The 14111-nt window shown below is 61.4% G+C and carries 10 protein-coding genes; 5 read left to right on the top strand and 5 right to left on the bottom strand.

What is annotated here, in order from left to right:
- Positions 1–73 precede the first annotated feature (73 nt).
- Genes C8D92_RS14530 through mmsB form a run of 4 tightly spaced genes read left to right on the top strand, consistent with a single transcriptional unit; the run spans position 74 to position 4369 of the window.
- Complete coding sequence (locus tag C8D92_RS14530; RefSeq protein WP_116919796.1) at positions 74–1567, top strand: CoA-acylating methylmalonate-semialdehyde dehydrogenase; 1494 nt, start codon at positions 74–76, stop codon at positions 1565–1567.
- A 25-nt stretch (positions 1568–1592) separates the two neighbouring features.
- Positions 1593–2372: an enoyl-CoA hydratase gene (locus tag C8D92_RS14525; protein WP_095610801.1), complete on the top strand. Its 780-nt coding sequence runs from the start codon at positions 1593–1595 to the stop codon at positions 2370–2372.
- A 15-nt stretch (positions 2373–2387) separates the two neighbouring features.
- Positions 2388–3461, top strand: coding sequence for an enoyl-CoA hydratase/isomerase family protein (locus tag C8D92_RS14520; RefSeq protein ID WP_116919795.1), 1074 nt, complete (start codon positions 2388–2390; stop codon positions 3459–3461).
- A gap of 20 nt (positions 3462–3481) precedes the next feature.
- Positions 3482–4369, top strand: a complete 888-nt coding sequence (gene mmsB / locus C8D92_RS14515) for a 3-hydroxyisobutyrate dehydrogenase (RefSeq protein ID WP_095610799.1) — start codon at positions 3482–3484, stop codon at positions 4367–4369.
- 244 nt (positions 4370–4613) lie between these two features.
- Here the strand turns inward: mmsB and C8D92_RS14510 are convergent, their stop codons facing one another.
- The gene (locus C8D92_RS14510; RefSeq protein WP_116919794.1) at positions 4614–6269 is read right to left on the bottom strand and encodes an AMP-binding protein; all 1656 of its coding nucleotides are present in this window, start codon (positions 6267–6269) and stop codon (positions 4614–4616) included.
- A 140-nt stretch (positions 6270–6409) separates the two neighbouring features.
- On the opposite strand from C8D92_RS14510, the gene C8D92_RS14505 reads away from it, so the two are divergent.
- Complete coding sequence (locus tag C8D92_RS14505) at positions 6410–7417, top strand: AraC family transcriptional regulator (protein ID WP_243402464.1); 1008 nt, start codon at positions 6410–6412, stop codon at positions 7415–7417.
- Between the two features lie 67 nt (positions 7418–7484).
- Here the strand turns inward: C8D92_RS14505 and C8D92_RS14500 are convergent, their stop codons facing one another.
- The 4 genes from C8D92_RS14500 to C8D92_RS14485 form a co-directional block, all read right to left on the bottom strand.
- Positions 7485–8666, bottom strand: coding sequence for a thiolase family protein (locus tag C8D92_RS14500; RefSeq protein ID WP_116919793.1), 1182 nt, complete (start codon positions 8664–8666; stop codon positions 7485–7487).
- Between the two features lie 21 nt (positions 8667–8687).
- Positions 8688–9839, bottom strand: coding sequence for an acyl-CoA dehydrogenase family protein (locus C8D92_RS14495; protein ID WP_116919792.1), 1152 nt, complete (start codon positions 9837–9839; stop codon positions 8688–8690).
- Positions 9840–9852: 13 nt separating this feature from the next.
- Positions 9853–10614, bottom strand: a complete 762-nt coding sequence (locus tag C8D92_RS14490) for an SDR family NAD(P)-dependent oxidoreductase (RefSeq protein ID WP_095610795.1) — start codon at positions 10612–10614, stop codon at positions 9853–9855.
- Between the two features lie 199 nt (positions 10615–10813).
- On the bottom strand, positions 10814–13990 hold the full coding sequence (locus tag C8D92_RS14485; protein ID WP_116919791.1) for a PAS domain S-box protein: 3177 nt from the start codon (positions 13988–13990) through the stop codon (positions 10814–10816).
- Positions 13991–14111 lie beyond the last annotated feature (121 nt).

The raw sequence follows: 14111 nt of genomic DNA, 5'->3' as shown, positions 1-14111 counted from the left end.
CAGAATCGCCAGCCCTCCATCGGATGGTGCCGGCGAGGTATGCCCGCACAACAACAAACAGGGAATGGATACCATGTCTACAGTGCTCCAGTTCATTGCCGGTGAGTTTGTCCAGAGCTGCAGTTCCAAATGGATGGATGTCACCAACCCCGCGACGAATGACGTCATTGCCCAGGTGCCGTGCGCGACATCGGACGAAATGCGCCAAGCGATTGATAACGCCGGTGAGGTCTTCAAGAGCTGGAAGGAAACACCGGTTTCCGAGCGCGCCCGGGTGATGATGCGTTATCAGGCCCTGCTCAAGTCCCACCACGAGGAGATTGCCGAGACCTTGTCGCAGGAGACCGGGAAGACGTTTGAGGATGCCAGGGGCGATGTCTGGCGCGGTATTGAAGTGGTCGAGCATGCCGCCAACGTGGCCACGCTGATGATGGGCGAGACTGTCGAAAACGTGGCCCGGGACGTGGATACCCATTCCTGGACCCAGCCACTGGGCGTGTGTGCTGGCATCACGCCGTTCAATTTCCCGGCCATGATCCCGCTGTGGATGTTCCCGATGGCCATTGCCTGCGGGAACACGTTTGTACTCAAGCCGTCCGAACAGGACCCGCTGACGCCGATGCGCCTGGCGGAACTGTTCGATCAGGCCGGTGCGCCCAAGGGGGTGTTGCAGGTGGTGCATGGCGCCAGGGAGCAGGTGGACACACTGCTGACCGATCCGTCCATCCGTGCTATTTCATTTGTCGGTTCGGTGCCCGTTGGCCAGTACATCTACGAGACCGGGACCCGCCATATGAAACGGGTGCAGAGTTTTGCCGGGGCGAAAAATCACATGGTGATCATGCCCGACGCCGACAAACAGCAGGTCCTTAACGCGCTGGTGGGTGCCTCTGTTGGTGCGGCCGGCCAGCGCTGTATGGCCATTTCCGTTGCCGTGTTCGTGGGAGCGGCCCAGCAGTGGATTCCGGAACTTAAAGACGCCATGGCGACGGTCCGCCCCGGGGCGTGGAATGATCCGGGAGCCAGTTACGGACCACTCATCAGCGCGAAGGCCAGGGAGCGGGTTGAATCCCTGATTGCCACCGGTGAATCCCAGGGGGCGACGCTGTTGCTGGATGGACGTGGCTGCACGGTAGACGGCCTGCCGGAGGGGCACTGGGTCGGCCCGACGCTGTTTGGTGACGTGACTCCGGACATGGACATCTACCGCGAAGAGGTGTTTGGCCCCGTTCTGTCCTGCATGAACGCAGACAGCCTTGGGGATGCCATCGAGCTGATCAATAACAGCCCCTACGGTAACGGGACCGCCATTTTCACCAACCATGGTGGCGTGGCCCGGCGCTTCCAGCACGACATTGAGGTGGGACAGGTGGGCGTGAATGTCCCCATTCCGGTGCCTCTGCCGTTCTTTTCGTTCACCGGTTGGAAAGGCTCTTTCTACGGTGATCAGCATGCCTATGGCAAGCAGGCGGTGCGCTTCTATACGGAGACCAAGACAGTGACCTCCCGCTGGTTCTCCACCGAAGCCAGCCGTTCTGACGCCAATTTTTCCATTCAGCTTCGGTAATCAATAACCACGAGGGGAAGACAGAATGAGTGGCCTGCTCAAGCTGGAAAAACAGAACCATATCGCCATCCTGACGATCGCCAACCCGCCGGCGAACACCTGGACGGCGGACTCTCTGAAGGAACTGACAGACATCGTCGAGAGACTCAATGAGGATCGCGATGTCTACGCGCTGGTGGTGACAGGAGAGGGTCACAAGTTCTTCTCCGCCGGTGCCGACCTGAACGCCTTTGCCGACGGTGATGTTGGTAATGCCAGTCACATGGCTCAGTTGTTTGGGCGTGCCTTTGAGACCCTGGTGAATTTTCGAGGCGTCGCCATTGCCGCGGTGAATGGTTACGCCATGGGGGGTGGCCTGGAATGTGCGCTGGCCTGTGATATCCGCATTGCCGAGGAGCACGCCCAAATGGCGTTGCCGGAACCCGGCGTCGGTCTGCTGCCCTGTGCCGGTGGCACACAGAACCTGCCTTGGCTTGTGGGGGAAGGCTGGGCAAAGCGCCTGATCCTCTGCGGTGAACGAGTGAAAGCCGATAAGGCGCTGGCGATTGGCCTGGTGGAAGAAATTGTGCCGAAAGGCGAAAGCCTTCAGAAAGCACTGGCGCTGGCGGAAGGAGCCTGTGGGCAAAGCCCTTCGGCCATCTCCCGGTGCAAGCGTCTGGTGATGAGCGCCCGGGAGGGGCGAAGTCACAGTGATGGCTGGCGTATGGAGCGGGAGTTGTTCGTGGAGCTGTTCAGTACGGAGGACCAGCGCGAGGGCGTTAATGCCTTTCTGGAAAAGCGCCGGCCTGAGTGGAAAAACCGCTGATCAACGAGTGATTGTATGAGCGATCAACCCATTGTTTTTGAGGAGTGGAAAAGCACGGGTGACGCCAGCATCGGCGTCGCGCGACTGAATGCACCACGCAGCCTCAACTCGCTGTCTCTGGAAATGATCAGGCGACTTCGGTCCCAGCTGCAACATTGGGCCAGTGACCCCGGCATCAGGGCGGTATGGTTGGAGGCCAGTGGCGACAAGGCTTTCTGTGCCGGCGGAGACATCGTGGCTCTCTACCGGAGCATGACTGAGGCTCGCAGTGCCATTGAGGGTGAGCGGTTCTTTACCGAGGAGTACCAGCTCGACTATGAGATTCACACCTTCCCCAAGCCGATTGTGTGCTGGGGCAACGGCATCGTCATGGGCGGGGGAATCGGCCTGATGGTGGGGGCCTCCCACCGTGTGGTGACTGAGCACTCGACGCTTGCGATGCCCGAGGTGAGCATTGGCCTGTATCCGGATGTCGGCGCGGGCTGGTTTCTCAATCGCATGCCGGGTGATGTCGGCCTGTTTCTGGGGTTGACTGGCGCCCGCATCAACGGCCCGGACGCACTGTTTGCCGGCATCGCTGACCGGTTTATCCGGCATGATCTCAAACCCGGCGTCATCGACGCTCTGGTCGGGGCGGAATGGCAGCGCCAGCCGGCGCACCATGTGGTTGGCAGCACGCTGCGTCAGTTCGAGTGCCGCAGTACCGAGGCCATGCCTGAGTCTGCGGTACGGACGCACTTTGATGAGATCAACCGAGCGGTCGACACCGAGACCGTTGAGCAGGCAGCGCATCAGTTAGCGGAGCTCGGTAGTCGTGATGACTGGCTGGGCCGGTCCGCCAGAGGGTTGGGTGGCGCTTCTCCCACCTCCCTGGCATTGACATGGCGTCACTATCACCAGAGCCGACTCGACAGTCTTGCGCAGGTTCTGGATAGCGAGTTGGTTTTGTCGTGCAACTGCCTGACGAAGGGGGAGTTTGCAGAGGGTGTGCGAGCACTGCTGATCGAAAAGGATGGGCAACCCCGATGGCGCTATCCCTCGCTGGCGAGCATGGATAGCGAGTGGATTGATGCCTTTTTTCGACAATGACAACAACAAGGAGGCGTGATATGGCCACGATTGCTTTTATCGGGCTGGGGAACATGGGTGGCCCGATGGCCCGCAATCTGCTCAGAGCGGGCCATGACGTCACCGTATTCGATCTGTCCGGACCGGCCATGGAGACTCTGGTGGCTGATGGGGCCGGCAGCGCGGAGACGGCAAAGGCGGCGGCCGATGGTGTCGACTGCGTCATCACCATGCTGCCCGCCGGGGAGCATGTGGAGACCGTCTATCTGGGCGAGGGTGAACTGCTGGATTCGCTACCGGCTGGAACGCTGGTCATTGATTGTTCCACGATCGCGCCGGAAACGGCCCGTGGCGTGGCTGAGGTCGCCACCGAAAAAGGGCTGGCTTTTATCGACGCCCCGGTCTCTGGTGGTGTGGGCGGTGCCAAAGCGGGTTCACTGACGTTCATCTGTGGCGGTGATGAGGCCACTTTCACCAAGGCCAGGCCGATTCTTGAGCCGATGGCCAGGAATGTCTTCCTGGCTGGCCCCCATGGCGCCGGGCAGGTGGCGAAGATCTGCAATAACATGCTGTTGGCCATCCTCATGGCGGGTACCAGCGAAGCCCTGGCCTTGGGCGCTGACAATGGTCTGGATCCGGCTGTGCTGTCAGAGATCATCAAACAGAGCTCTGGCGGTAATTGGGCGCTGAACGTTTACAACCCCTGGCCGGGCGTGATGGATGGTGTGCCTGCATCCCGCGATTATGAGGGGGGCTTTTTGGTGAAGCTCATGACCAAGGATTTGGGGCTGGCGTACGACAATGCCGTCAAGCAGCAGTCCGCGATTCCGGTCGGTGCTCTGGCCCGTAATCTGTACCAGCTGCATGCGGGGCAGGGAAACGCGGATCTGGATTTCTCCAGCATTCTAAGGCTCTACAGGCCGGAGTGACGGTGGGCCGGGAATGGTCCGGGCCGCATTCGGATAGCCCTTGCCAAGAGTCGCAACACCGCCAACGGCTTCGTACGGCGCGGCCTTCGGGAGCCCCTGAAAGGTCTGATCGCCGCGTTGCGCTGACTCGATCTGGAACCACCAAACCGTCGCCATCGCGCCGTGCTTTCAGACCTTTCACGGGCTTAGTCAATCAGCGAATGAACCAGACTCCTAGGGAATTGATCAGCACGTCCCTAGTGGGTCAGGCGGTTTCCCTGACCTCTTCGGCCGCCTGCTGACGCAGTACGAAGCGCTGGATCTTGCCGCTGGAGGTTTTCGGCAACTCGGTGACGAACTCGACCTCCCTCGGGTAGGCGTGACTCGAGAGCCGGGTTCGCACGTGGTGTTTCAGCTTCTCGGCCAGGTCCTCCACGCCATCGAAATCGGGCCGGGTGACGACATACGCTTTCACGATGGTGCCGCGTTTTTCATCCGGCTTGCCCACCACCGCGCTCTCGACCACGGCTTCGTGCTCCAGCAGGGAGCTTTCCACTTCTGCCGGGCCGATGCGGTAACCGGCCGAGGTGATGAGATCGTCATCCCGACCGGTGTAGGAGTGGGAGCCGTTGCCATTACTCACGACCACGTCACCGGTCAGATAGTACTTACCGCGGAACGGGTCTTTTTCGTTCCAGGTGTAGCCCTGGAAGAAGAACAGTGGTGACTGCTCCCGATCCACCGCCAGCTCGCCGGTGCCGCCCGGAGCCACTTCGTTGCCATTGGCATCCAGCGCCACCAGCCGGTAACCGGGAATCTGATAGCCCATGCTGGCGTCACGATGGGGGTGGTCAAGTTCGTGGAAGTTGGCGGAGGTCATGCCGGTTTCGGTCTGGCCATACTGGTCGCAGACGACACAGTCGAGCGCCCGTTTCACCCAGTCGATGACTTCCGGATTCAGTGGCTCGCCAGCGCTGCTTGCCACACGCAGGTTGATTTCCGGGTAATCCTTGAGCAGGCTCTCGTTGGCCTTCAGTAGCCGGTAGGCGGTGGGCGCCGCGGCCAGGTTGGTGATGCGGTATTTGCGGAGGAATTCGAAGGTGTTTTCCGCGGTGAAGCCGGCTTCGTTGAAGTGGGTGGTGCAGCCCAGCAGCAGCGGCCCGATGATGGCGTAATACAGTCCGTAGGCCCAGCCCGGGTCGGCCACGTTCCAGAAATTATCGGACTGGCGCAGCCCCACGGCGTAGCGCATGTACATCCAGAACGCCGGCAGCGCGCGGACCGGTACCGACACCCCCTTGGATTTTCCGGTGGTGCCGGAGGTGAACATCTGCAGGGCGGGTTCCTCCGGGCCGAGCCTCACCGGTTCGAAGGTATCGGCCTGTCTGGCCATTTCCTCCCCGAACAGAAAGTCCGGCTCGCCATCCACCGCATTGCGCCCGTCGGCGACCAGCATGGTTTTCGGGAGTCCTTTGACGTCGGCCAGTTTGGGACACTGCTCCGGGTTGGTGACAATCAGCTTTGTTTGCGCCTTCTGAAGCCGATATTCGATGGCCCCGGAGCCAAAGGCGGTAAACAGGGGCTGGTAAACAGCGCCGACGCGCAGCGTTCCCAGTACACAGATCAGCAGTTCTGGCGTGCGCGGCAGCAGGCAGGCCACCCGGTCGCCCCGGCCAATGCCTTGTGAGTCGAGGAAACCGGCGAACCGGGCGGCCTCTTTCTGCAGGTCGGCAAAGGTGATGTCACCCGCGGTACCGTCGGCCCGCTCATAGCGCAGCCCAACCCGCTCGGGGTCCTGCGCGTGGCGGTCGCATATCTCTTCGCAGACATTCAGGCCGTCGTTAAAATCGCCCCGGAACTCCTGTAATATCTGGTCGATTGAGAACGTCTCAGCGAATGCATCGTAACTGGTTTTGCCCATACTGAATCTCCTTGTTCTTGTTGATCCGAGGTTGCTGGAGTCAGGTTAGGCATCCGGCGATGGGAACAGAATGACAGGATCGGGCAGATAACTTGACAAGTTTTGCGCGCAGCTCGTACGAGTCACCGAAAGACGCCTTGATGATGGCGAATCTGACCTTTTCGTCCCACTATGCCCGGGCGGCCCTGCGCGGTCTGGAGCAGGCGAAAGGCAGGCAGGATGGGTTGCTGCGCAGCGTGGGTATCGACCCGGACCTGATTCGCGAACCCCGGGCCCGCATTCCCACCGATCAGTTCGTCCGCCTGTTCCGGCTGGTCTGGCGAGAGCTGGACGACGAGTTTATGGGCCGTACCACCCACCCCTGCCGGATCGGACACTTTCACCTGATGGGCTCGCTGGTGGTTCACAGTGCCAATCTCGAAGAGGTGCTGCGTCAAAGCATTCGCTGCTACCGTCTGTTTTCGGACGACATTGAGATTTCGCTGAACCTGGATGGTGAGGAAGCTCAGTTGAGTATGACTCATCACCACCCGGAACTGGACCCGGACCAGTTTCTAATGGAGTGGCTGCTCATGGTCTGGCATCGGCTGGTGGGGTGGCTGATCGGCCGAAAGATCGTTCTCAGTTACGCCACATTCGAGCATTCACTGCCAGGTCATTTCGACGAATACCGCTTCGTGTTCCCCTGCCAGTGCCATTTTGACCGGGAACGCAACAGCCTGTTCTTCAGCAAGAAATACCTGACCATGCCGGTGGTGCGCACACCGGAGGAACTGGATGAGTTCATCCTGAGCTCGCCACGGGACCTGATGATCTGGACGGTCGATGACGACAGTCTCACGACCCGGGTGCGCCGTCTGCTGGAGTCCTGCGAGGGATCCCGCCTGCCGAAACTGGACTGGGTGGCGGATCAGTTGCACATGACGCCCTACACGGTCAGCCGAAAGCTCAAGTCGGAGGGCAGCGCCTACCAACAGATCAAGGACAACCTGCGCCGGGATCAGGCGGTGATCATGCTAACGCGCCAGAACCTGAGCATAGCGGAGATTTCATCGGAGTTAGGCTTTGCCGAGCCGGGGGCGTTTTCGCGGGCGTTCAAGCACTGGACGGGGCTGAGCCCGCTGGCCTATCGGCAGCAGGATCAGTAGGGCCGTTTCTCCCTCCTGTCAGGGGAGAGGCAGGGCGTCAGAACGAGGCTCTGACGCCCTGATCCGATCAAAGCAACTCAATCGCTACAGCCGTCCCTTCACCGCCGCCGATGCATAGTGAGGCGACGCCTTTTTTCAGCCCACGCTGTTTGAGGGCATGAATCAGCGTGACGATGATCCGCGAGCCGGAGGAACCGATCGGGTGCCCCAGGGCACAGGCGCCGCCGTTGACGTTCACCTTGTCGGCATCCAGCCCCAGCTCGTTGATGGCGAGCAACGCCACCACGGCGAAGGCTTCATTGATCTCGTACAGATCCACGTCGTCCCTGGACCACCCGGCTTTGTCCAGCACCTTCTCGATGGCGCCGATGGGCGCGAGCGTGAACTCAGCGGGCAGGCGCGCGTGAGTGGCGTGGGCGACGATTCGGGCCAGTGGTTGGAGACCGCGTTGACCGGCTTCGGCCTCACTGGCCAGCACGAGAGCGGAGGCGCCGTCGCTGATGGAGCTGGCGTTGGCGGCGGTCACGGTCCCGTCTTTCTTGAAGGCGGGTTTCAGGGTCGGGATTTTCTCCGGACGGGTCTTGCCCGGCTGCTCGTCTGTCTCGACCAGGGTGTCGCCACCACGGCCCCGTACCGTGACCGGGACGATCTCATCCGTGAAACCGCCGTTTTCGATCGCCGCCAGTGAGCGGTTCAGCGAGGCGGTGGCAAACGCGTCCATGGCCTCACGGGTGATCCGGTTGTCATCGGCGGTGCGCTGGGCGAATACGCCCATCAGGCCGCCCTCGTAGGCGTCTTCCAGACCGTCGAAGAACATGGAATCGATCACCTGACCATGGCCCATGCGCATGCCCTGGCGGGCCTTGGGCAGCAGGTAGGGAGCCTGACTCATGTTTTCCATGCCCCCGGCGATCATGAGGGTGTTCGTTCCCGCCTTGATCTGGTCGTGGGCCATGATGACCGCCTGCATGCCGGAGCCGCACATCTTGTTGACGGTGGTGCAGCCGGAACTGTCCGGAATGCCGGCCGAACGGGAGGCCTGACGGGCCGGAGCCTGGCCCAGGCCGGCGGGCAGAACACAGCCCATCACCACCTCGTTGACGTCGACCGGCGCCAGTCCGGCCCGTTCGATGGCCGCCGCGATGGAAACCGCTCCCAGCTCCGGTGAGCGGACCGGGCTCAACGAACCCATCATGCCGCCCATTGGGGTGCGGGCGGCGCCAACAATCACGACATCGGAATCAGACATAGCAAAATCCTCCAGGGAGCCTTATTTACCCAGCAGCGAACGGGCGATGACTTCCTTCATGACTTCGGAAGTGCCACCGTAGATGCGTTGCACCCGGGCATCGGTGAATGCGCGCGAGACCGGATATTCGGTGGTATAGCCGTAGCCGCCGAATAGCTGCAGACAGCCATCCGCCACCCGGCACTGCATCTCGGTGGCGCTGTACTTGGCCATGGACGCCGTGGGCGCATCCAGTTCGCCGACGTTGTACTGCTCAATGCATTCGTTGATGAACGCCTGATTGACCCGGTAATCGGTCTCCATCTCGGCGATGCGGAAGCGGGTGTTCTGCAGCTGCTTGAGCTTCTGGCCGAACAGTTCCCGTTCGTCCGTGTAGGCAATGGTCAGGTCCAGAACGCCGCGGGCGGCGGCACACCCCTGTGCGCCGATCACCAGCCGCTCCCGGGGCAGCTCGGTCATCAGGTAGACGAAGCCTTTCCCTTCCTCGCCCAGAAGGGCAGAGCCTGGCACCCGCAGGTCCTCAAAGAAAAGCTCCGAGGTGTCGCCACAGTGCTGGCCGATCTTGCCGAGATTGCGGCCCCGGCTGAAGCCGGGCAGTGACGCGTCCACAAGGAACAGGCTGATGCCCTTCGCACCGGCTGACGGATCGGTCTTGGCCGCTACGATCACCATGTCCGCATGCTGGCCGTTGGTGATGAAGGTTTTCGAGCCGTTGAGGATGTAACCACCCTCGCCATCGGGCTTGGCGGTGGTGCGCATGGCCTGCAGGTCACTGCCGGCGCCCGGTTCGGTCATGGCAATGGCGCCGACCGCCTCGCCGCTGACCATCTTCGGGAGCCACCGCTGCTTCTGCTCCTCGGAGGCGATGTTGGTCAGATAGGGCGCGACGATGTCCGAGTGCACCATCACGTTGGTGGCCAGCGCCCCAAAGCCCATGCGGGCCAGCTCCGCGCCTACGACGACGGAGTAGTCGAAGGGCACACCCACCCCGCCATAGGCTTCAGGCACGTCGACACAGAGCATGCCGGCTTCGCCGAAGGTGCGCCAGAGGTCGCGAGGCACGGCGCCGGCCTCTTCCCACTGCTCGTAATGGGGCTGGACCTGACTCTCCAGGACCTTGATGACCATATCGCGGAGCATGGCCCGTTCTTCCGGTTCACGAATCGCTTGCATGCTGTCCTCCCGATTATTTCGGCGCCATCCGCAGCGCGCAGTCCAGCCGGACTACTTCGCCGTTGAGAATGGGATTTCTGGCCATCTGCTCGACCATCATGCCGAACTCTTCCGGCTTGCCGAGTCGTTGGGGGAAGGGCAGTGTCGCTGCCAGGCTGTCCTGTACGTTCTGCGGCATGCCCGCCATCATCGGCGTCATGAAGATGCCCGGTGCGATGGTGTTGACCCGGATGCCCTGGCGTGCCAGCTCCCGGGCCGCCTGAAGGGTCATGGACACCACGCCGCCCTTGGAGGCGCTGTAGGCGGCCTGCCCGATCTGGCCCTCGTAGGCGGCAACCGAGGCGGTGGAGATGATGGCCCCGCGTTCACCGTCGGCATTGGGTTCGCGCTCGCTCATCTCGGCGGCAGCCAGTCGCATCATGTTGAAGGTGCCGATCAGGTTCACCTGAATCACCCTGTTGAAGTCCTCAAGGGGCATGGGGCCGTCTTTGCCGACAATCTTGGCCGCCGGGGCAATGCCAGCGCAGTTCACGGCGATACCACAGGGGCCGTGCGCCTCACGGGCGGCGGCGATGGCCGCTTCGGCACTCTCGGAGGAGGACACATCGCAGCGGATGAACACGCCGCCGAGGTCTTCGGCCACGGCTTTACCCCGCTCCTCCTGCAGGTCGAGAATGGCCACTTTGCAGCCTTGCGCCGCCAGTGCGCGGACGGCGCCTTCACCCAGACCGGACGCGCCACCGGTAACGATGGCCGGTACACCTTGACATTCCATAGTCGCCTCTTGTTCTTGATTGGTTGATACAGCCGGGCGCACGAACGGCGCCTCAACTCTCTGGATCGGTGGATCAGTGTGACCCAGCGGGAATGGCCAGGGCCATGACAAGATCGGGCAGGAAATTTGATAAAAACTGGAAAGGTGCTGTTACAAAGCACCGGATCAGAAAAAAGGGGCGACGCCTGGGGTGATCCGACTATTCTGTCTTCGGTTGGCTGTTCGTTGATTGGATTAAATCAACGACCCGTTTCTCGATCTCGCCAGGCGTGACAGAGGCCTTGTTCACTACCGCCGCGACACGGCAGGCGACTCTCCGCGGTACGTCGTAACCGGAGAGAATCACCACTGGCACCTCAGGCTGGGCGCGGTGGAGTGATTCCCACAGATCGATGCCGCTGCCGTCGTCCAGTTTCAGGTCCAGCAGAATCAGGTCGAATGAAGCCTGTCTCAGGCACTCATGGGCCTGGCGCAGAGAGACGGCCCGCTCGACAGCGCACCAGGGGGCGAGTTGAGCGGCGACGACCGTCGCCAGATCGTTATCGTCTTCCACATGCAGAATGCGGGCTTTCCCTGTCGACGATATTGACGCGACCTCGGCGCGAGGAAAGCGGAACCAGAACCGCGCGCCCTCGCCATCCCGTGACTCAAAGCCGATGACGCCACCCATGCGTTCGACCAGTTCCCGTGTGACCGCAAGGCCCAGTCCGGTGCCGCCTTTGGCACGGGAATCGGAGGCGTCTGCCTGGGCAAAGCGCTCGAATATGCGGCTTCGAAAGGACGCTGGAATCCCCGGGCCCTGATCAATGACGCTGACCAGAGCGCTGCCCTCCATGTTGGACTCGCAATGGATCGTCACTTCGGAGCCGCGTGGAGAATGTTTGCACGCATTGGAGATGAGATTGGCTAGAATCTGCTGTAGGCGGTCCGGATCAACGTGCACCTGACCGAGCGGCGAACCGGTGCGGTTGAGCGTGACCTCATAGGGCGCGGCAAAGTTCTGCATCTGCTCGATGGCCTGTTCAATGGCCGGACCAAGCTCAATGTCCTCGAACCGCAGTTCCATCTCGCCGGCGGCAAGCTTGTTCAGGTCGAGGAGGTCGTTGACCAGTTGAATCAGCCGATGGCTGTTCTGCTCGGCGATCCGCAGCATTTTCGCCATACGCTCCGGCACTTCGCCTGCTGCACCGCCAGTGATTAATCGTAACGAGCCCGAGATTGAAGCCAGTGGCGTTCGCAGTTCGTGGCTGACGGTCGACACGAATTCATTCTTCAGCTGTTCATTGCGCTGGCTCTCGGTGAGATCCCGAGCCACCAGAACCCAGCCGTGTAGCGGATCATACTGACCACGCACGCGCGACAGACTCAGCTCCAGAGGCGTTGGAGGCTTGCCGGCAAGGGTGAGAGTGGTGTCCCAGCGCGCCAACAGGGATTCGTGGGTCTTGTCCTCAGCAGGGTTGGCTTCTTCAGCGGTCAATCGGTCTGTCAGTTCCGGTAGTCGGGTGTTGAGGCTTGAACCGACGGCATCAGCGGGCAGTTCAAACAGCTCAGCCGCCGCCTGGTTGTGACTGATGATTGTGGTGTCCGCATCCAGCACCAGTACGGCGTCGACGAGGGAGTCGAAGAGCTTCTGCAGAAAACGCCGGTTGGCTTCCAGTTCTTCTACCGCGTGATGTTCGCTTGAGACATCCTGAATCTGGGACACAAAGTGCAGCGGCGCCCCCTTGTCGTCGGTCACAAGCCCAACCGACAGAAGTGCGTGCATGATGCTGCCATCCTGCCGGTAATACCGTTTCTTTATCTGGTATCGGTTGATCCGCCCGTCAAGCAGGTCGCGCAGAAGCGCCAGATCGCTATCCAGGTCCTCCGGGTGGGTCAGGCTCTGGAAATCGGTCGCGAGCAGTTCCTCCCGGGAGTAGCCAAACAGGTTCGTCAGCGCCTCATTGACATCAAGCCAGCCTCCTTTCAGAGAAACCAGCGCCATCCCCAACGCGGCAGAGTTGAAAGCCTCGCTGAAGCGCTCTGTGGCCAGTCGGGCTGCCTTCTCGGCGCGAAGGCGCTCCGTGATGTCCACCGCCATACCGAGAAATCCGTTGATTCGCCCCGTTTCATCCTTCATCGCACTGACGGACAGCCGGACCCTGCGATGCTCTCCATTCTTGCGCACGTAAGTCCAGGTCAATGTTTCAGGCGTGCCACGCCGAGCCTTCCCGACGAAAGCATCGAACCCATTGATGGGGACATCGAGTTCCTCCGACAGTCGTGCAGCGCGTTCCTCCACCTCCGGCGCCCAATGGAATATCGCGGGTGTGTGAACGCCCACCAATTCGTCAGCTGAATACCCCAGGAGCGTTTCGGCGCCCGGGTTGAAAAGCGTGATGACCCCTTCGGTATCGGTCGCGATAATGGCAACGCCGACAGAGGAGTCGATCACGGACTGCAGATAGGCGCGTGTCTCGTTCAGGTCGCTGTAGGTGCGGCGCAGGGCGGTGATGTCGCTCATGGTGACGACGGCGCCGAGCAGCTGACCGCCATTGTCTTCAAGGCGTTCACCATTACAGAGTACAACCCGGGGGGGCTGGCCCTGCGATCGAATCACGATTTCGGCGTTGCGGACCTGTTCTCCCCGCCAGGCACGGGCGAGGGGGATCTGACCCGTTGCCAGTGGTGTTTCCCCATCCGGTTCATAAAGGCCAAAATGCTGGGTCCACTGTTCCGGGGGAAGGGCGCGAGGGTCGACGCCGTGCCACTCGCGTGCCTTTCGGTTGAACTGGGCCAGATTGCCCTCGCTATCGCATGAAACCGTCGCATCCGGCATGGATTCAAGCAGCACGGACAGTGTCCGTGCGTTGACATCGGCCTGCTGTTGTCGGGACCACTCCTCAAGACGGTTGACGGTTAACCGGGCCAGGCGCTCCAGGCTTTCTCGCTGCCCCCTGTCGAGAGCATTCCTGGGGCGGGTGTCGATGACGCAGAGCGTTCCGTAGGCATGCCCACTCTGGCCCAGGAGTGGTGCCCCCGCGTAATAGCGAATCCGCGGGGGGCCGGTCACCAGTGGATTGTCGGCAAAGCGGTCGTCTTCTTGGGTGTCGCACACCTCCAGGATACTGGTGTCGTGAATGGCGTGGGCGCAGAAGGATTCATCCCGGCCGGTCTGTTGTGCGTCCAGTCCACAGGTTGCCTTGAACCATTGGCGATCGGAATCGACAAGTGAGACCAGCGCAATCGGCGTGCCGCAGAGCTGGCTTGCGATGTGTACCAGATCGGTGAACTGGGGCTCTGGTGCCGTGTCCAGAATCGCCAGCGCGTCCAGTGCCTGAAGACGGCTTTGCTCGTCGTTGGGCAAAGGGGCAGGTTGAAAGCGCTTACCGGTCATAATCGCAGGACTCCTGGCGCAGAGCGCGTACTCAGAACACAGTCATCGCTGAGTGTGGTGAATATGGCGGGATTCTGCCATCCGAATTGTCTGAGGCGGTGTCTGCGCGGCGAATGCCGCC

The sequence above is a fragment of the Tamilnaduibacter salinus genome (assembly GCF_003096655.1).
GTDB classification, from domain to species: Bacteria; Pseudomonadota; Gammaproteobacteria; order Pseudomonadales; family Oleiphilaceae; genus Tamilnaduibacter; species Tamilnaduibacter salinus.
This window is presented reverse-complemented; position numbering and strand designations above follow the sequence as displayed.